The 20597-nt window shown below is 40.6% G+C and carries 16 protein-coding genes; all 16 read left to right on the top strand.

What is annotated here, in order from left to right; genetic code table 11:
- The first annotated feature begins 491 nt into the window (after positions 1-491).
- The 16 genes from lonB to L1028_RS20955 all read left to right on the top strand — a co-directional run bounded on the left by lonB (position 492) and on the right by L1028_RS20955 (position 20536).
- On the top strand, positions 492-2201 hold the full coding sequence (lonB, locus tag L1028_RS21030; protein ID WP_234539227.1) for an ATP-dependent protease LonB: 1710 nt from the start codon (positions 492-494) through the stop codon (positions 2199-2201).
- A 294-nt stretch (positions 2202-2495) separates the two neighbouring features.
- Positions 2496-4859 carry an endopeptidase La gene (gene lon / locus L1028_RS21025; RefSeq protein WP_234539226.1) on the top strand — a complete coding sequence of 788 codons (2364 nt, stop codon included), beginning with the start codon at positions 2496-2498 and terminating at the stop codon, positions 4857-4859.
- 12 nt (positions 4860-4871) lie between these two features.
- Entirely contained in the window at positions 4872-5540 is a 669-nt protein-coding gene (gene yihA, locus L1028_RS21020; protein WP_234539224.1) for a ribosome biogenesis GTP-binding protein YihA/YsxC, read from the top strand.
- Between the two features lie 104 nt (positions 5541-5644).
- On the top strand, positions 5645-6427 hold the full coding sequence (locus L1028_RS21015; RefSeq protein ID WP_279306893.1) for a tyrosine-protein phosphatase: 783 nt from the start codon (positions 5645-5647) through the stop codon (positions 6425-6427).
- 134 nt (positions 6428-6561) lie between these two features.
- The gene (locus L1028_RS21010) at positions 6562-8553 is read left to right on the top strand and encodes an S-layer homology domain-containing protein (protein WP_234539219.1); all 1992 of its coding nucleotides are present in this window, start codon (positions 6562-6564) and stop codon (positions 8551-8553) included.
- Positions 8554-8672: 119 nt separating this feature from the next.
- Positions 8673-9452 carry a YveK family protein gene (locus tag L1028_RS21005; protein WP_234539217.1) on the top strand — a complete coding sequence of 260 codons (780 nt, stop codon included), beginning with the start codon at positions 8673-8675 and terminating at the stop codon, positions 9450-9452.
- Positions 9433-10119, top strand: coding sequence for a CpsD/CapB family tyrosine-protein kinase (locus tag L1028_RS21000; protein WP_234539215.1), 687 nt, complete (start codon positions 9433-9435; stop codon positions 10117-10119). Before L1028_RS21005 ends, L1028_RS21000 begins: the two co-directional genes overlap by 20 nt.
- Positions 10120-10160: 41 nt before the next feature.
- On the top strand, positions 10161-11993 hold the full coding sequence (locus L1028_RS20995) for a polysaccharide biosynthesis protein (protein WP_234539213.1): 1833 nt from the start codon (positions 10161-10163) through the stop codon (positions 11991-11993).
- A gap of 25 nt (positions 11994-12018) precedes the next feature.
- Entirely contained in the window at positions 12019-12669 is a 651-nt protein-coding gene (locus L1028_RS20990) for a hypothetical protein (RefSeq protein ID WP_234539211.1), read from the top strand.
- 32 nt (positions 12670-12701) lie between these two features.
- Positions 12702-13739: a stalk domain-containing protein gene (locus tag L1028_RS20985; RefSeq protein ID WP_234539209.1), complete on the top strand. Its 1038-nt coding sequence runs from the start codon at positions 12702-12704 to the stop codon at positions 13737-13739.
- A 107-nt stretch (positions 13740-13846) separates the two neighbouring features.
- On the top strand, positions 13847-14452 hold the full coding sequence (locus L1028_RS20980; RefSeq protein ID WP_423803071.1) for a sugar transferase: 606 nt from the start codon (positions 13847-13849) through the stop codon (positions 14450-14452).
- 11 nt (positions 14453-14463) lie between these two features.
- Entirely contained in the window at positions 14464-15402 is a 939-nt protein-coding gene (locus L1028_RS20975; protein WP_234539205.1) for a glycosyltransferase family 2 protein, read from the top strand.
- 238 nt (positions 15403-15640) lie between these two features.
- Positions 15641-16789, top strand: coding sequence for a polysaccharide pyruvyl transferase family protein (locus tag L1028_RS20970; protein WP_234539203.1), 1149 nt, complete (start codon positions 15641-15643; stop codon positions 16787-16789).
- Between the two features lie 14 nt (positions 16790-16803).
- Positions 16804-17826 carry a glycosyltransferase family 2 protein gene (locus tag L1028_RS20965; RefSeq protein ID WP_234539201.1) on the top strand — a complete coding sequence of 341 codons (1023 nt, stop codon included), beginning with the start codon at positions 16804-16806 and terminating at the stop codon, positions 17824-17826.
- 171 nt (positions 17827-17997) lie between these two features.
- Positions 17998-19266, top strand: coding sequence for a glycosyltransferase (locus L1028_RS20960; RefSeq protein ID WP_234539199.1), 1269 nt, complete (start codon positions 17998-18000; stop codon positions 19264-19266).
- Between the two features lie 31 nt (positions 19267-19297).
- Positions 19298-20536: a glycosyltransferase gene (locus L1028_RS20955; RefSeq protein WP_234539197.1), complete on the top strand. Its 1239-nt coding sequence runs from the start codon at positions 19298-19300 to the stop codon at positions 20534-20536.
- Positions 20537-20597: the final 61 nt, after the last annotated feature.

Raw genomic sequence — 20597 nt, 5'->3', positions numbered from 1 at the left:
TTTTTTACAATAGAAAACGAATCCACGGTGCACTAGGCTACCTTTCACCGGTTCGGTTTGCTGCGCAATTTAATAAGAGAAAGGCAGCATAATGGGTGTCCACTTTCTTGACAGAGGTCCAGAATTCCCTATAAGCCCTTCAATGGGACTACTTTCTTCAAACTATAGGGAGGTTTTCCCTATAGTTCTTACTAATTGGGTCATAACTGAGCAAATGAGTAGATATTTAGCGAAATACATTAATAAGGTTACTTTACGTACTTAGTGAGTTCAGTTTATTAAAATAATTATCATTACCGAGGAACCCAGACTAATCAAGTTACTTCCCCCATTCAAACAAGTTTGTTACTAAATCTCAGGACTCACCGACTGTCCTACACCAACAATTCAACAAATCCTCAATTGTGCGTTTACTAATTACCGAAACGGCTATACTACCTAATAGTAGCCAAAGGTGGAAAGGTAGACTGAACGAAACAGGAGGATGACCTATGGAATTAAGTATAGTTGTGATGATCGTGCAGCTCTTTTTCGCGCTGGTTATCGGCGTATACTTTTGGAATCTGCTGCGGGGTCAGAAGACAAACAAGACGGCAGTAGACCGAGAGTCGCGTAAGGAACTAGATAAACTACGGAAAATGCGTATGATTTCACTAACCAAACCATTGTCGGAGAAAACTAGGCCGGCTTCTATTGGAGATATTGTCGGACAAAAAGACGGGCTCCGCGCCCTGAAGGCCGCACTATGTAGTGCAAATCCGCAGCATGTGATTATTTATGGTCCGCCAGGAGTCGGCAAGACTGCAGCGGCGCGCGTGGTCATGGAAGAGGCGAAAAAAAATGTCCTTTCCCCTTTTAAAGGTGACGCCAAATTCACTGAAATTGATGCGACGACCGCTCGTTTTGATGAGCGTGGTATTGCCGACCCGTTAATCGGATCGGTGCATGATCCTATCTATCAGGGTGCTGGAGCCATGGGCGTGGCAGGTGTGCCACAGCCGAAGCCGGGAGCGGTGACGAAAGCGCATGGCGGGATTCTTTTTCTGGATGAGATCGGTGAGCTTCACCCCATTCAGATGAATAAGCTGCTGAAGGTGCTGGAGGACCGGAAGGTTCTGCTAGAGAGCGCATATTATAATTCGGAGGATAATAATACTCCGGCTTACATTCATGATATTTTTCAAAATGGCTTACCCGCTGATTTCCGGTTAGTTGGCGCTACTACGCGTTCCCCGGATGAGATTTCTCCCGCGCTGCGTTCACGCTGCATGGAGATTTATTTCCGTCCGCTATTACCGGATGAGATTGCGGTCATCGCGCGTGAAGCGATACAGAAGATCGGACTGAAGCCAAGCCCTGAAGCAGTCACTGTTGTGCAGCAATATGCAACAAATGGCCGGGAGGCAGTCAATATGATTCAGCTTGCTGCCGGATTAGCGCTAACGGAGCAGAGAGATACGCTAAGTGCTGCTGATGTAGAATGGGTAGCAGGGAGCAGCCAGCTTCCACTTCGGACAGAACGCAAAATTCCTTCGGCGCCGCAGATTGGTTTGGTTAACGGACTTGCCGTGTATGGACCGGGAATGGGTACCTTGCTCGAGATCGAAGTATCCGCAGCACCTGTGCAGAGCGGTCAAGGCAGATTGAACGTAACCGGAGTGGTAGATGAGGAAGAGATCGGTGGAGGTTCTCGTACGATTCGGAGAAAGAGCATGGCCAAAGGCTCGGTTGAGAATGTATTGACCGTTCTGCGCACTATGAATCTGGAGCCGGACCGATATGATCTGCATGTAAACTTTCCAGGTGGAACACCCATTGACGGACCCTCAGCAGGGGTTGCGATGGCAGTTGCTATCGTCTCCGCCATTCGTGGTCTTCCCGTGGATAATACTGTAGCAATCACTGGTGAGATAGGCATACATGGGCGTGTGAAGCCTGTTGGTGGTGTAATTGCGAAGGTGGAGGCTGCTTTTCAGGCGGGTGCTACTACGGTGCTTATTCCAAAAGAAAACTGGCAGTCCCTATTCGCTGACCTCGCCCCACTACGTGTCATTCCTATGGAAACGGTGGAAGAAGTATTCCGTCATCTGTTTGGTGCCGATACAGCAGATGTAAGGCTTCCTGCAGTAGCTGGCGAGCTTTTCTCCGCAGCACCTTCACTCCTGAAGGCCGATGCTGCTGGAGAATCTGCAAAGGGTTAAGCTTAAATTATTACCTAAAATGTAAGCTAAGGTGTGTTATGGTTTCGATAAGTAAATCGAGACTTGCTGCTGTGAAATAAAGGGAGCTGCAGGCGTGTCTGCTGCTTCCTTTTTTAAAAATATAGATTCACACTTTCCATAATCCTTACATTTCTTTGAGAAACGTTGCCGTTTTTTAAGGATAATAAGGTTGTTTATTCTTAAATTGCAAGTACTTTGTTGGTGTTTTGGGGCTGCTTTTGTTAGAATGAATTCATATGAGATTAATTGAGAGCCATGGGAGGTGCGAAAGCGATGATGACAAATAAAACAAAAGGTCGTCGTTTTCCTTTATTACCGCTAAGAGGTCTTCTTGTGTACCCAAGCATGGTTCTTCACTTGGATGTGGGCCGTGAGAAGTCAGTTCGGGCACTAGAAAAAGCTATGGTTGATGATAATTTAATTCTTCTGTGTTCACAGTCGGAAGTGAATATTGAAGAGCCTGGTCAGGACGATATTTTTCGGGTCGGTACTGTCGCGAATGTGCGGCAAATGCTGAAGCTGCCAAACGGTACGATTCGTGTACTGGTTGAGGGTGTAGAACGAGCCGAAATAATTAATTATATCGATAATGATGAGTATTATGAGGTTATGGCGCGCGAGCTACCGGAAGAGGAAGATGGCGATCAAGAGTGTGACGCGCTGATGCGTACAGTACTTAATCAGTTCGAACACTATATAACGTTATCCAAAAAAGTGACACCAGAGACACTGGCTGCTGTATCCGATATTGAGGAGCCGGGTCGTCTTGCGGATGTCATTACGAGTCATTTATCGCTAAAGATTAAGGATAAGCAAGAAATTCTAGAGACGATTGATGTTAGTAAACGGCTAGAGAAGCTTCTTGATATTCTTAATAATGAGCGTGAAGTGCTGGAGCTTGAACGCAAGATCAATCAACGTGTGAAGAAGCAGATGGAGAAGACGCAGAAGGAATATTATTTGCGTGAGCAAATGAAAGCGATCCAGAAAGAACTCGGCGAGAAGGAAGGTCGGGTGGGAGAAGCGGAAGAACTGCGGAATCTAATGGAAGAGAAGAATTTGCCGGAACGCGTGAAAGAGAAGATGGAGAAGGAAATCGATCGTCTGGAAAAAATGCCAGTGAGCTCAGCGGAAGGTGGCGTCATTCGCAATTATGTGGATTGGCTGCTGGGCCTTCCTTGGAATGAGCAGACAGAAGATGACCTCGACATCAAGAAGGCAGAACTGGTACTCGATGAGGACCACTACGGTTTGGAAAAACCAAAGGAACGGGTATTGGAATATTTAGCCGTTCAGCAGCTGGTGAAGAAGCTAAAAGGTCCTATACTATGCCTTGTAGGGCCTCCGGGTGTAGGCAAAACCTCACTGGCCCGTTCCATCGCCCGTTCACTTAATCGTAAGTTCGTTCGCATTTCGCTTGGCGGTGTACGTGATGAAGCGGAAATCCGTGGTCATCGCCGGACTTATGTAGGTGCGATGCCAGGCCGGATCATTCAAGGAATGAAGACGGCAGGAACGATTAATCCGGTTATCCTGCTAGATGAGATTGATAAGATGGCTGCAGATTTCCGTGGCGACCCATCCTCCGCATTGCTTGAGGTACTGGACCCAGAACAGAACAATACATTCAGCGACCATTTCGTAGAGTTGCCGTTTGATTTATCAAACGTTATGTTTGTTACTACAGCGAATGTAGTGCATAACATTCCGCGTCCGCTACTCGACCGGATGGAAATGTTATTCATTCCGGGTTATACGGAACTGGAGAAATTGCAGATCGGTAGCCGTTATCTTTTGCCGAAGCAGAAGAAGAACCATGGTCTTGCAGAAGACCAACTGATCATTGAAGACGACAGTTTATTACGTATCGTGCGTGAATATACTCGTGAATCCGGTGTGCGTAATTTGGAGCAGCAGATTGCAGCGTTATGCCGCAAAGCCGCGAAACAGATTGTGTCCAAGGAAAAAGAAAGTGTAGTCATTCTGCCGGATGACATCAAGGATTACCTAGGTGCATCGAAATACCGTTACGGTATGGCGGAGCTTGAAGATCAGATTGGCACAGTAACTGGACTGGCCTGGACTGAGGTTGGTGGCGATACGCTGCTGATCGAAGTGACTGTTGTGCAGGGAACGGGCAAGCTGACACTTACTGGACAACTGGGCGATGTAATGAAGGAGTCGGCGCAGGCCGCTTTCAGTTATACACGTTCGAAGGCGGAGGAGCTGGGGCTCCAGCCCGATTTTTATGAGAAGATTGATATTCATATCCACATTCCTGAAGGTGCGATTCCGAAGGATGGCCCGTCTGCAGGGATTACGATTGCTACCGCTTTGATCTCCGCACTTACGAAGCGTTATGTTTCGAAGGATGTGGCCATGACCGGTGAGATCACCCTACGTGGACGTGTATTGCCGATCGGTGGACTGAAAGAGAAGTCTTTAGCTGCACACCGTGCTGGATATAAAAAAATCCTTCTTCCCAAAGACAATGAACGTGATCTGAAAGAAATTCCAGAGAGCGTACGCAATGATGTGGAGTTCATACCAGTATCTAACATGGATCAGGTCTTGCATCATGCGTTAGTTGAGCATCATAATGAAATTAGCAGTGAGCCACCGAGTAGTGTGCATTAGAAAGGAAGTCCTATGAAAGTTAATATTGCCGAATTTATAATCAGTGCCGTTGGCCCTGATCAATACCCTGATGATGCTTTGCCAGAGGTTGCTCTGGCAGGGCGCTCCAATGTAGGGAAGTCATCCCTCATTAACCGAATGATTAACCGCAAGAATCTGGCTCGGACAAGCTCCACCCCAGGTAAGACCCAGCATATGAACTATTACCGTATCAATGAAGACAACATGTATTTTGTTGACTTTCCAGGTTACGGATATGCTAAAGTGTCGAAGACGCAACGTGCAACATGGGGCAAGATGGTGGAAAAATATCTCTCTGAGCGCGATACGTTGAAGCTTGTTCTTCTCATCGTGGATCTGCGTCATCCGCCTACCAGTAATGATAAGATGATGTTCGACTGGTTGAAGCATTATGATCTACCTATGTGTGTTGTAGCGACAAAGGCGGATAAGATTCCGAAGACTCGCTGGCAAAAGCATATCAAGATCATGAAGCAGGAGCTTGGCGTGCTGCCAGGGGATAATTTCATTCCATTCTCTTCAGAGATTGGCCTTGGTAAAGAAGAACTTTGGGGATTAATCGACGGGTATGTTCTCTCCTCGAAGAATGAAACGCCAGATTCTGAGGATGCTGAAATAGCTGCAAATGAACCTCAGCATGAGGAACCTACTGAAGCTTAAGACAAGAACTCATTTACAATCAAGCAACCATTCCTTTTGGGAATGGTTGTATTTTTTTGTTGGTAAAACTAAATTTTCTATGGGAAGGGACCGATAGATAACATATGAAAGATATCCATTGCCACATCTTACCCTTTATGGATGACGGAGCTACTGATTGGGAATCCGCTCTCGCCATGGCGCATGACGCCTATCGGAACGGGATCACATCCGTCATTGCCACACCACATCACGCCAACGGTCAATATATGAATAACGCCCCCAGTATAAGAGAAGCAGTGGATCTGATGAATGAGAAACTTCGTCAGCATGGCAATCCACTGCTTGTTCTTCCAGGTCAGGAAATCAGAGTGTACGGAGATTTACTGGATGATCTGGAGCGGGGGCAACTGCTAAGTCTTGCAGACTCGCGGTATATTTTGCTAGAAATGCCTTCCTCACGAGTCCCACGCAACATGGAAGAAATCTGTCACGAATTGATCATTCAAGGTTTCGTTCCGGTCATCGCCCATCCGGAGCGCAATGCTGAAGTAGCTGCCGATCCTTCTAAGTTAGAAAGATTGATAGAGCTGGGATCACTTGGTCAGGTAACCGCACAAAGTCTTGCAGGCGTCTTCGGGAATAAACTTCAGAAGCTATCCCTGGAGTTATGTCGTAGAAGTGCAGTACATGTGTTGGCCTCTGATGCACATGACAGTGTTCATCGTCCATTTGGATTAAACGCTGCTTATGTGGTTTTAGAGAAAGAATTAGGTCCTGAGATGCGCGACTATATGCGTGAGAATGCTCAGCAAATTGTGGCAAATGGTGAGGTTAATCATGGTAATCACGTACAAATTAGGAGAAATAGACACAAATTGTTTGGGTTTTTTTCCCGAAAGGGCTGACTATTCTACCTAATAGTGGTAGAATGGGTTTTATTGGGTGAATCGATGCTATGCGTAATAGTGTAGGTATGGGCGAATAGTCTAGGACTATAGTAACACAAGAATTTAAATACATATAAAGAGGTGGATATTTAGTGACTTTGAAAAAGAAACTAGTAGTATCAACATTGGCAGCAAGTATGGTAGCAGCATCCGTAGCGGGTCTTCCGTTGGGTAGCCTTGGTGCGGTAGGTACAGCGTCGGCGGCTACAGTTAGTAGTAGTACAACAGTTAAGGATAAGGTTCTTGCTGTTTACAAACAATTGTCCGCAACAGATGCAGTTTATCTCTACAATTTGAAGACTGAGGTTGCAGCACTGAGTGAGGCAGAATTTGCAGAAGTTTTTGATCCAATTCTGAAAAATCTTTCACTGGATGAAGCAGAAACAAAAACCTCACTTAAATTGTTCCAAAGCGTTACTAGTGTAGTCTATGATGTCTATAAAAATGACTTCTCCGGAATTCAAGTTATCCGTAACGACGACAAAAACATTGCTTTGCTGAGCAAAATTGCAAATAAAGCGGGTGTGTCTGGACTTACTGTTGAAAGTGTTTCTGAATTTTTGAGCAGCATTGAAACAGAACTTCGTGATCTGGTAAGCAGCAAGTCAACTGCAGATTTGTTGGCAATTCTCACATCCGAATCTGGTTACGATACTTTGTTGAATGAAGCTATTGCGAAAGTATTGAGCCATACAACAGGAGCAGGAGCACTCACAGTAAGTCAAGCGTTGGACAAACTTGGGGTAACTGCTAGTGATGTGAAGGAAACACTGAAAAACCTGAACAATAATATTAAATCCGCGAAGCCTGCGGCGAAATCACTTGCACTTGCTTACGTTAAAGCTTATGGATTGGGCGATAATGGTAACGGCAACGGTAACGGTAATGGTAATGGTGGTAGCAATGGTGGGAATGGAAATGTTACAACTCCTGTAACTCCTGCTCCAACTCCAGGAATCTACGACGTATCCAAGCTCGTAAGTGTTGTTGACGGTAAAGCAACTGTGAAATTGGTTGACGCCGATGTAATTAAAGAATTCGATAAGCTGGTTGCAGCGAATCCTGGTAAAACTGGTCTTACTTTGACTCTGAATTTGGGAACAGTAAAGGCTACTACAGTTGAGGTTCCACTTTCCCAAGCAATTATTGAAGCTGCAAAAGCTAAAGGTATTGCGAATATCGCAGTAACTTTCAACGGCGTAACCGTAACGATTCCTGTAAGCCAATTTAGCACAGCTATCGCATTGACAGTAACTACTGCTAAACCAGAAGTTGTAACTTCCGTTACCAAATTGAAATTGGCTTCGGATGTGTACGAATTCGCACTTAGTGTGAACGGTGTAGCAACTAGCACATTTAAACAACCAATTACAATCAAATTACCACTCAAGAATACAGATGGTCTGGATAAAGAATTGCTTTCCGTTGCTAAGCTTGTATACGGCAACTTGCAATTCCAAGGTGGTGTGCTTGACGGAGAGTTCATCGTAGAACCACGTGATACTTTCTCTTCCTATGCAGTGCTTGAGAATAAAGTAAACTTTACGGATATTGCTAGTGTACAAGCATGGGCTGGTAAACAAATTCAAGTCGTAGCTGCAAAAGGCGCGATTGAAGGCGTAGGCGAAGGCAAATTCGCACCGAAGAGCAATGTAACTCGTGCAGAGTTCGCTAAGATGCTGATTCGTGCGCTTAACCTGGAGAACAATTCAGCCGTACAAAGCTTTAGCGATGTAAGTTCAACTGCTTGGTATGCACCGTATGTAGCCGTTGCAGCAGAAAAAGGAATCATTACTGGACGCAGTGCGGCTAAGTTCGATCCTAATGCAACCATCACACGTGCAGAGATGGCAACGATGATCTCCCGCGCAGTGAAATCTATCAATCCAGCTGCAACAACGAATGCAACGGCAATTAGCCAATTCTCCGATGCTGCTAAGATCAGCGCATCTTTGAGAGATGGAGTAGCATTCGCAGCAGATCATAACTTGGTTATCGGAAATGCTGGTAAGTTCAATCCGAACGATACGGCCACTCGTGCTGAAGCAGCAGTAATTATCTACCGTACTATTAACTTTAAGTAAATAAAAGATATAGTATGCAGCCTCCTCTCATGTAGGTGAGAGGAGGCGCTTTTTTTGCAAATTGGGAAGATTTGAACAGGCATCGAAATATTTCAGAAATAGCTTGGGGGTAATTTCACTTGTCATCACAAGAATTGGATCTTCGCGATTATTTTCAGATCGTCAGGAAGAGACTGTGGCTGATATTTAGCATAGTTGTATTGGTGTGCGGTATTACTGGTGTATACAGTTTGTATATTAAAAACCCAGTGTATGAGGCATCCACGAAGATTATTGTTAACCAAACACCGACGCAGTCTGCGGCGGGGCAACTTGATTTAAACCAGATTAATACAAATATTCAATTAATTAATACGTATAAGGAAATTATTAAGACTCCAGCCATCCTTGATATTGTTACAAAGGATTATCCGCAATTCAATATTACAGCGGAAGAGCTATTGAAAAAGGTTAATGTGAGTTCTGTAAATAATACGCAGGTGATGACACTTGTCGTTCGAGATAATTCTTATCAGCGAGCTGCTGAAATCGTGAATGCCATTTCACTTGTATTCAAGGACGAGATTCCTAGTCTATTTAACGTGGAGAACGTATCCATTCTGAATGAAGCCAAAGTGAATCCGCTTGTTGAGCCAGGTCCGGTAGAACCGAATGTTTTACTGAACATGGCTATTGCTTTCATCGTATCCTTGATGATTGGCTTAGGGATTGCTTTCCTGCTGGAATATATGGATGACACGCTGAAAACAGAAGCTGATATTGAAAAATATCTTGGACTGCCTACGATAGCTATGATCACAAGATTGGGTCAAGAGGAAAGTAAACAAGGCGCAGCACAACCACAGACGTCAACATCCAGAAAGGCGGGGGACCTCGAACATGTCACAGCTTCCAAATAAACAACGCCATCTGATTACCGTTACGAACCCACGCTCCCCTGTATCCGAAGCGTTTCGTGCGCTACGCACGAATATTGATTTTTCCTCTGTGGATGAGACTATTCAAGTAATCATGGTAACTTCGTCCGGACCGGAAGAAGGTAAATCAACAGTTTCTGCTAATTTAGCTGCGGCTTATGCACAGGCAGACAAGAAGGTATTGTTGATTGACGCGGATTTGCGGAAACCGACAGCACATAAGACTTTTTCGCTTAGTAACCGATTTGGGCTATCTTCACTACTGTCGCAGCAGGCGGTTCTTCAGGATACTGTCCAAGATTCTGGTGTTTCCAATCTTTCCATCATGACCTCAGGACCGATTCCTCCAAATCCAGCAGAAATGATGGCTTCTAATCGGATGAGTACTCTTTTGCAGGATTTGCGCCAGCGTTATGATGTCGTTCTTATTGATACTCCACCGTTACTTGCGGTTACAGATGCACAGATTATGGCTTCCAAGAGTGATGGTGTCATTATGGTTGTCAGCTATGGCAAGGTAAAGCGGGATATTGCTGTAAAAGCTAAAGCTAACCTTGATCGTGTAGGTGCAAAAATGCTTGGCGTGGTTCTTAATAATGTAAAACGTAAAGCCAGCGAAGGTTACTATTACTACTACTATGGAAATTGATTTGTTCTTTAACAATAATGTTGTTTTTGGAGGCACTGAAAATGACAGCGAAATCTAGAGTGGTTCTTTTGTTCTTCATTGACCTTACGATCATCTGGTTCAGTATTGTGACATCCTATTTGTTTCGGTTCTCTAACCAACCGGTTCAGGACTATCTTGTTCAAATGCTCCAATTTGGTCTAATCGCAACGTTTGCATTTGGAGGAAGTCTTATTTATTTCGGACTATACCGAAGAATGTGGCAGTATGCCAGCATCGGAGAGATCATATCCGTTTCAAAAGCGATTGTAGTAGGATCATTACTTTCATTTGTATCGGCGTTTTTTATTTTGCCAGAAAGAGTGCCCTTTGCAATAGAAGTTCGGACCATGGAGACTGTTCTATTATTAGTAGGTGGGGTTCGATTCTTGTGGAGAGTGCTCCATAATGATCGAATCAATTACAAAGACACTCAGACCCATACACTTATTGTAGGTGCAGGCGATTGCGGAATATTAATTGCCAGGGAAATGATGGGACCTTCTTTTGCTCATACCAAGCTATTAGGTTTCATTGATGATAGTATCAATAAATATCATTTGTCTATATTGGGTGTGCCAGTCTTAGGCAATCGTTACGCGATTCCCGCTATTGTGAAAGAACGGGAAATTCATGAGATTATTATCGCCATGCCATCCGTTTCACGTACTGAAATCTCTGAAATTATTAATCTGGCGAAGAAGACAGGGGCCAAACTTAAGATTATACCGGCGCTTAACGATCTGATCGCGGGGAAAATATCAGTGAAGAAACTGCGAGATGTTAGCGTTGAAGATTTACTAGGCCGTGAGCCGATTATAGCCGATTTGAACAGTATTCTAGGTTATGTACACCACAAGACTGTGTTAGTTACGGGGGCTGGTGGATCTATTGGCTCAGAGCTATGTCGGCAGATTGCACCATTTGGTCCCGACAAGCTAATGTTACTTGGACACGGAGAGAACAGCATTTATACGATTGAAATGGAGCTTCGTAAGAAGTTTCCGGATCTGAATATTGTTACCGTAATCGCGGATGTACAGGACCGCAGTCGGATGATGGACATATTCAGCAGCCATAAGCCACATGTTGTCTTTCATGCGGCAGCACATAAACACGTTCCATTGATGGAGCGGAACCCTTCCGAAGCCATTAAGAATAATGTCTTCGGAACAAGGAATGTTGCGGATTGTGCAGATAAATATGGTGCGGAGAGATTTGTGATGATCTCTTCGGATAAAGCAGTTAACCCAACGAGTGTGATGGGTGCAACTAAGCGTATTGCAGAAATGTATGTGCAAAGTCTGCATACCACAAGTAGAACGAAGTTCTCAGCCGTGCGTTTTGGGAACGTGCTTGGCAGTCGTGGCAGTGTAATCCCGGCTTTTAAAGAGCAGATTGCTGCTGGTGGTCCGGTTACTGTTACTCATCCAGAAATGGTCCGTTATTTTATGACGATTCCAGAAGCTGTTCAGCTTGTAATCCAGTCGGGTTCTTTTGCCAAAGGTGGCGAAGTGTTCATTCTGGATATGGGAGAACCCGTAAAGATTCTAACGTTAGCGGAAGATTTGATTACGCTCTCTGGTTATGAACCTTATAGGGATATTGATATTCAGTTCTCCGGTATTCGTGAGGGCGAGAAGTTATATGAAGAACTGTTAACAGATGAAGAGAATTTAGGCTCTACAGATCACGGAAGAATCTTTATCGGTAGACCTAATGTGATAAGTCTGAATCAGCTAGAACTGGAATTCAAACGTTTGGAACGTGTTCTCGCTGAAGAACCTGAAGTTATTCGCGAAATAATCAATCAGATTGTACCGATGCAGCCCGTTGCCCAAGTTGCTATCAGCTAAATCATTCATAAAGGGGGATACATAAGTGTTCAATAAACGATGGAAAAAGATCCTTTTATGGACGCTGTCAGTCATTGTAGTTCTGGGTGTTGGTGGTTTGTTCGCTGCGAATTATGCGGTCGATAAGCTGATGAATTCTATGGTGGATGGTTTTGATCTGGAGTCTGAGGATCAAGTTAGTGGTGGTCAAGATCAAGGAACTGCACCTGAAGACACAGTAGCAGATGGTAAGGTCGAACCTGTAGCTTCTGCAACACCTGCTCCATCAACAGATGATGATGGAAGCAAAGATACTGAGGAAACTGGAAAAGATACAACAGCTTCTACTACTAGTAAACCTACGAAAGCTCCATCAACAGATCAAAAAGATACCTCTTCAGATGGCTATACTGCACAGGTTTCAACAGATAAAGCTAAAGAAATTCAGGATAATGTAACTATGAAGGATAAAGCAGACGTAGCTGCTATTGTGCTCGGTCAACTAAGTGTATCCGATATTAATCGGTTAAAAGATTTGGCCAAAGGTGGCTTAACCATTGACGAGAAGCGGGAAGCACGCAGTATCATCCTTGGTAAAGTTTCCGAAGAACAATACAATGAGCTTTCACAGGTTGCTAAGAAATATGGTATTAGTCAAGGGAAGACTCGTGATCAAATCCTGAAAGAACAAGAATAATCAAAAGCGAAAGAAAAGGGAAGTGAATAAGTATGTCTAAAGTAACGCTACCAGTCATAGCTCTATCGTTAATAGCTTCAATAGGGTTAGCACCCTTAACGGCATCCGCTCCTATTTCCGTATCAGCAGCGGCAGTACCAAGTGCAACAACTAAGGCTGCAAACTCTACGATTAAAGTGCAGAGCATGAACGTGAAAATGATTTTTGATGGAGCAAGTATTGGGACCCCTGCAGGTCAATATGTATTCATGTACAACAATACAACTTATGTTCCATTACGCTTTATGTCATATGCGTTGCAAAAGAGTGTAGCTTGGGATGCTAAAAACGTTAAAGTTACTGTAGCGGAGCCTAACAGTTCAGAGCTAGTAGTAATTAAAGATTACCTAATGAATGCAAGCAACGGGAATAGTGCTTCAGCAGTATCTAAGATTCTTGTACTCAATCAAGTTAAGGCAAGTTATGTATTTAACGGTGCAACCAAGGCATTACCTACGGGGCAATCCAGCTTTATCTTGAATGGCTCTTTATATGTACCCCTACGTTTTTTATCGGAATCTGTAGGTCATAACATTAGTTGGGATCAGAAGACGAAAACCATTACTGCTACTTCAAAGGCTTATCAAGAACAATCGAATAACGATTCGAAAGGTAACAATGAAAAAGACTCAACTCCAGTAGCAACACCAGCGTCAACACCAACGGATACAACAGGTGCAGCAGGTGCAGCAGGTGGTGGTTCTGCAGGAACAGGAAAAGTTTCCTATGAAACTATCACTAGTGATACAGAGGCCAAACTTATTGCACTTAAAAATCAAAGTCAATCGACATTAATGAGTATTGGGTTTGAGTATCTTGCAGCGACAGATGAGGCGAGCAAGAAAAGTATTAAAGAAAAAGGGTTGCAACAATTAGCCTCATTTACTGCTAGCTTCAATAGTATAGTTGCTGATACTGAACAAAAACTGAACAGCAACGGATATAGTACGGAGATTATTAGCCAGTATAGAAGTGAATTTGAAGCGACGCTTCAGTCAGGGAAAAATGCGGCTGAGGCAATGAAAAACTAAACAAGATAAGACGATCATCTCTATGTCTTTCTGACATAGAGATGATGTACATAGATTGAAAAAAGTAACTTAAAGGATCAGGTGAATTTATGAGACCTTATGTTTACATGAAACAAACCATTGATTTTCTGCTTGCTTTAATCGGGATGATAGTGTTATGGCCTGTCTTCTTGATCATTGCTATCGCGATTAAGACAAGCTCTAAAGGTCCTATCCTATTTAAACAAAAGCGATTAGGTAAAAATAAATCGGAATTCTACATCCTTAAATTTAGAACGATGAGAACGGATGCCCCTCAGGATATGCCCACTCATCTGCTACAAGATCCTGACTTCTTTATCACAAAGGTAGGGAAGTTCCTAAGAAAAACAAGCTTGGACGAGCTACCACAAATTATTAATATCCTTAAAGGTGAAATGAGTATCATTGGACCTCGTCCTGCATTGTGGAATCAGTATGATTTGATTGCTGAACGTGATAAGTTCGGGGCTAATGATATCAAGCCTGGGCTGACTGGCTGGGCGCAGATTAATGGGCGGGATGAGCTGGCGATTGATAGTAAGGCTAGGTTGGATGGAGAATATACTGAGAAGATTGGGTTCTTGATGGATGTTAGATGTTTCTTTGGGACGGTTTTTAGTGTTCTTAGTAGTGAAGGGGTTATTGAAGGTGGGACTTGGGCGAAAAATGCTGATAAAGAGTCAGTGAGATAGTAGGGGGTAAAATGAACATTACAATTAAGATTCATAATGAGAAAGGTTTGTCATCATATACCTCCCCCAAGGTATCTATAATTGTAGCAACTTATAGGCGAAATGAAACATTGAGAAAAGCCTTACAATCTTTGATTACACAGACTTACTCGAATATTGAGATAATCGTAGTTGATGACAATGCTGATATAAATTGGAATGAAACAGTTGAAAATATTGTTAATGATATCGAGACCTCGGATGGTATCGAAATTATCTATATCAAAAACAATAATAATAAAGGGTCTGCAGAAACTAGAAATATTGGGATTGAGATAGCTACAGGAGAGTATGTAACTTTTTTAGATGATGATGATCTTTATTTACCCGACAAAGTAAAGAAACAATTGGAACATATGATTCAAGAAGGCTCAGATTTTTCACTTACAGATTTATGGCTCTATGATGAAAACGGTAATCTAATTGAAAAACGTCGTAGAGACTATATTAAAGATTTGTCATCGGATAGTCTGATAATATATCACCTGTTATATCATATGACAGGAACAGATGTCATGATGTTCAAGAAAATGTACTTGCTAAACATTGGAATGTTTTCGCCTATTAACGTTGGAGATGAGTTTTATTTGATGCAGAAGGCAATAGAGGGTAAAGGGATTTTTAGTTATTTACCTGGATGTGAGGTTAAAGCTTATGTACATAGTGAGACAGACGGCTTATCTAGTGGAGATGGGAAAGTATTAGGTGAGAATGTACTATTTGAGTATAAAAAGAAATATTTTGATATATTAACAAAAAAAGAGCAAAGGTATATAAAAATGAGACATCATGCTGTATTAGCTTTTGCAGAGTTTAGAAGGGGGAAATATTTTTCGATGACTAAAAACTTATGTCTTTCGTTGATTTTTTCTCCTACAAAACTAGTAAATTTATTTATTAGTAGGAAGTAATTTAAACAAACTGATCTTTGTTATGATAATTTGTAATTTAAATTTCCATATATTGTTTATATAATTCAGTATGAATTTGATTCGATACGATGTCAAGGGCTATATTGGCAAGATGTGAATTCTATTATCTTCTGGGAAATGATAGGTGAAGGTGCTCTATCAAGCGTTCATAGAAAACAGACGGTGATAATAATTAGATATTTGAGTATAAAATGCAGTTTATTGAAGAAAAATTTTCATGGAGGAGAGTATTATAAAAAAAATTGGAATCTCTACCGTACATACTGGGTTTAATTATGGATCCGCATTGCAAGCATATGCAAGTAAGGTGATTTTGCAAGAACTGGGATATCAGGGGATCAATATTTCATTAAAAGGTAGTCTTATTAAAGGCAGAGATGTAAGGATAAAGAAAATCGCCGTAATTGCTATTAGACTTTTGAGACAACCGCATAATATAAAAAAGAGAGTTAGCGTATATAGTGATAATTTAAGCAAATCCTATTCGGAACAAACAAAAGTATTATTCAATAATTTCAGATTAAATAAAATAAACCCATATTGCTGTACATGGAATCAATTAAAGCGTATTGCAAAGAGTGATGATTTTAAGGCGTTTTTGTGTGGGAGTGATCAGGTTTGGAATTCAGAAGCATTATATGTAGATCCGCAGTACTACTTAAGATTCGCACCTAAAGTTAAAAGAATTGCTTTTTCCCCAAGTTTTGGAAGAGATAAAGTTGCCGATTACAATAAAAGTATTATCAAAAAATACATTATGGATATCCCGAATCTTTCAGTGCGGGAAGAATCAGGTGTTTCTATAATTAAAGAGTTAACTAATAAGGATGCTACCCATTTGATTGATCCTACTCTGATGCTGGATGGGACCAAGTGGGATCAGTATTTAGAATTACAAGAAGACATGTCAGATGCTGAAAATTATATATTGGCGTATTTTTTAAATGAACCATCTGATTACGCAAAAGAATGTATCAAGAAATTAGCTCAGGAAAAAAAAGTGAAGGTAATAGCGCTTCCTTATCAAAGAGAAGTGAGAGATTGGTTTGATTTTGCACCGGATGCCGGACCTGTTGAATTTGTCAAGTATGTTAAAAATGCATCCTACGTATGCACGGATTCCTTTCATGGGACTGCATTTGCAGTTAATTATAAAGTACCTTTTTACACATTTGATAGACAATATGGATCAGCTGGGAAACAATCTTCTCGAGTGGTTTCACTCCTGAAATTGGTATCATTAGAAAATCATTTTAATCCATCAATAGAGTTATTAGATGCACCGATTGATTTCAGTAAAAGTAAAGGTGTTCTTGAGATAGAAAGGAATAAAGCTGTGGAGTATCTTATAAATGCGCTGCAGTAGATGATGGAGGGGAAATGTTGGGTAATTTTAGTAATGACACTTCAAAGTCTCTGGTTTCGATAATTGTTCCAGCATTCAATGCTGAGAAGTATATAGAAAAGTGTATTTCATCAATATTAGATCAAACGTATACAGATATTGAAGTGATTGTTGTGGATGATGGGTCAACAGACAAAACAAGACAACTTATAGATATTATTTCGCAACAGGATAGTAGAATTCGCGTTTTGCATAAAAAAAATGCCGGAGTTAGTGCTGCGAGAAATAGTGGAATTGAGATATCGACGGGAGATTATTTAGTTTTTGTAGATGCAGATGATTTTATTACACAGGACTATGTTGAATACATGCAAAGTCTAATTGAAAATACAGACTCAGAATTCTGTCTTTCAAAACGTTGCTTTACTAAGAGTGGTGAAAAGCAAACTCAAAGCGAAAATATAGAGAAACTAACACCAGAAGAAGCAACAGCGCTACTTCTATCACCAGACGTTATAGTGGGATGTTGGAATAAAATTTTCAAACGAAGTTTAATAGTTAACAACAATATATGGTTTTCGACTACTCTATTTTATGGAGAAGGATTGACATTTATAACTACTGTATCACAAATATCTAAATCTGTTGGTGTTGGGAATCGTAAAGTTTACTATTATCGACGAAACAATGAAGCTTCTGCAACAACAAAGTTTGATATTAATAAACTATATAACGGTGAAAAAGCACTAAAAAACATTAGGAAACAACTTTTAATAAACACCCCTAAAGTTAATACAATGCTTAACTTGCATTTAAGTCTTTTTAGTTTAGGTGCATTAGTTAAAATTAAGTCTAATGGCTTAAAAAAAGAATACTTGAAGGATTACAAAAGATGGAGATCATATATTAGACATAATTCTTTTAAATTCTTATTTAATGGAGAAGTATCGCTTTATAGAAAGTTACTACTATTTGGAGGATGCTTATGTCCATGGCTTATGATGAAGTTAGAAAACATTAGAAGGAGCCGTATTTCTGCCAATAGTGTTGACGATTAAATTCATTAGTCATAGAAAATGAAGATAGTTCTTCTCAATAGCAGCATTTTGAAAAAGCCATTTGTGAATGAATACTGGTTTCAATGCCTTCATTTTGAAATCAAGCAAAAGTTGTTTAATCATTAGCTGCTGTAATTACTTGGAGATTAACATATAGAAGGTGAAACTGAAATGGATAGAAAAGTATTATTGATTAGTCATAATGCGCTAGGAAAAGAAAATAATATGGCAAGAACACTGGAAAATCAGTTCATGGGATTAAGAAGTGAACAGATTGCCCAATTGTTTTTTTCTGATGAAAACCCCAATTCTGAATATTGTGACAACTATTTTCGTGTCTCTGATTCTGAAGTACTTCGTTCGCTTTATTCGAGAAAAGAAGTTGGGAATAAAATTAATATAACATTCCATGAATCTATAGATAATAAAGATGAGTGGATTAAAACTAAAATAAGAAAAAAAGGAAACAGAAGGCCAGCGGTATATTTGATTCGGAATCTAATATGGTTGCTAGGTAAATGGAAATCAAAAAAATTAGATGATTGGCTGGATCAATTCAAACCAGACGTTATCTATTTTGCATCTGGTGACTATGCATTTTCTTATATGGTCACCCTATATATTGCAAAAAGAAGGAATATCCCTGTGATTATTGGGTGCTATGATGATTTTTATATTGACAAAAGGAAAACAATCAATCCTTTATATCATATTACCTATCAAAATTTAATGAAAAAAGCAAAAGAGTTGTTTGATCTTTCAAGCGCATTCGTGGCGGTTAGCGATATGATGGTAGAGGACTATTCAAAATTATTTAATAAGAAAGGGTATACTTTATACACTCCAACAAATTTACTGAATAATAGTAGTAACTTTAAAAAACAAGAAATAATTACTTATGCAGGGAATTTAGGCCATGGAAGAGCTGAACAGTTGATATCGCTTGGCAGAGCATTAAAGAAGATTGGGGTTCCTAGCTTGGATCATATTGATGTTTATTCTGGAGAAATCAGAACAGAAATTACAGGGAGTTTAACTGCTGATAATGGAATAAATTTCTGTGGAAGAGTACCTGCGGAGAAAGTACAGGAATTGATGATTTCGAGTAAATATATTGTTCATACAGAATCATTTGATGAAACTTTTACGAAGCGTGTTAAATATTCTCTTTCAACTAAAATTGCTGATTGTTTAGCTTCTGGTTCGTGTATTATTGCTTACGGACCAAAAGAGGTAGCGTCTATTTCATATCTTGAAAAAGATGAAGCTGCGTGTGTTATCTCAGATGAGGCATCACTGGAAAAAAAATTAATTGGCTTGTTTGCATCAGATGAAGAAAAAAAACGGATATGTGCTTCTGCAAAAAAATTAGCATATAGAAACCATAGCTCAGATAAAAACAGGGAATTACTGTGCAATATTATTGAGTCTCTATTTTGAGTGCGAGAGTAGATTATGTGAGATAAGGCGAGTGGATAATTTGAAAGTATTACAAGTAAATGTTGTTTATAAGAATGGAAGTACAGGAAAAATAACTTCTGATATCCATGAAGAACTAAAAAGTCGAGGACATGAATCTATTGTTTGTTACGGTAGAGGAGAAAGTATCAACGAGAAAAGTGTATATAAGACTTGTGGCGAGATGTACGCACATCTTAATCATTCCATGGCTCGCTTAACCGGTGTAATGTATGGTGGATGCTTCTATTCTACTTATAAGCTAATTTCAGTCATTAAAAAAGAAAAGCCTGACATTGTCCATTTACAGTGTATTAACGGTTATTTTGTTAATATATATCGACTCGTTACATGGTTGAAGAACAACCACATTAAAACTGTAGTAACTTTACATGCAGAATTTATGTACACTGGTGGTTGTGGGCATTCCTTATCCTGTGATAAATGGAGAAAAAATGAAGGATGTGGGCATTGCCCGCGTTTGCGCTCAGAAACACAATCACTGTTCTTTGACAGAACAAAAACAATGTGGCATAGGATGAAAAAAGCGTTTGATGGCTTTGATGAAAATATCATCATTACATCGGTGTCTCCATGGCTGATGGACAGAGCAAAACAATCTCCAATATTGGGTGATAAAGAGCATACTGTGGTTATGAATGGGTTGGATACTGAAAATGTATTTTATCCATGCGACTCAGAAGAATTGAGACAAGAGCATGGCATTAATGATGAAAAAATAATTTTTCATGCGACCCCAAAATTCAGCGTGGATCGAAATCATATTAAAGGTGGCTATTATGTTTTAGAATTAGCGAAAAGGCTTAATCAAAATATTAAAATTATTGTTGCCGGTTCTTTTGATGAAACTGTATCTTATCCAGAAAATATGATTATGCTCGGAAAAGTAACCGATCAAGGGCTGTTGGCAAGGTATTACTCACTTGCAGATGTTTCGCTTTTGACAAGCCAAAGAGAAACTTTTTCTATGGTTACAGCCGAGAGCCTATGCTGTGGAACACCTGTAGTGGGGTTTAAAGCCGGAGCCCCGGAACAAATTGCATTAGAAGAATTCAGCAGATTTGTTAATCATGGAGATATAGATTCATTGCAGAAAGAAATAATGTCTTTTCTAAATAAGCAATTTGATAATAAAGATATCGCTATAAAATCACAGTGCTATTCAAAAGCTACAATGACCAATAATTATCAAACGGTATACAACAGTCTATACAAAAGATTTTCACAATAGATTGTTTTTAGGGTGGTGACGATTTATGAAACATAAGTTGAATGCCAGTAGTGGAAAGACT

The organism is Paenibacillus pseudetheri (assembly GCF_924513355.1).
In the GTDB taxonomy this organism is placed as follows: domain Bacteria; phylum Bacillota; class Bacilli; order Paenibacillales; family Paenibacillaceae; genus Paenibacillus_AQ; species Paenibacillus_AQ pseudetheri.
This window is presented reverse-complemented; position numbering and strand designations above follow the sequence as displayed.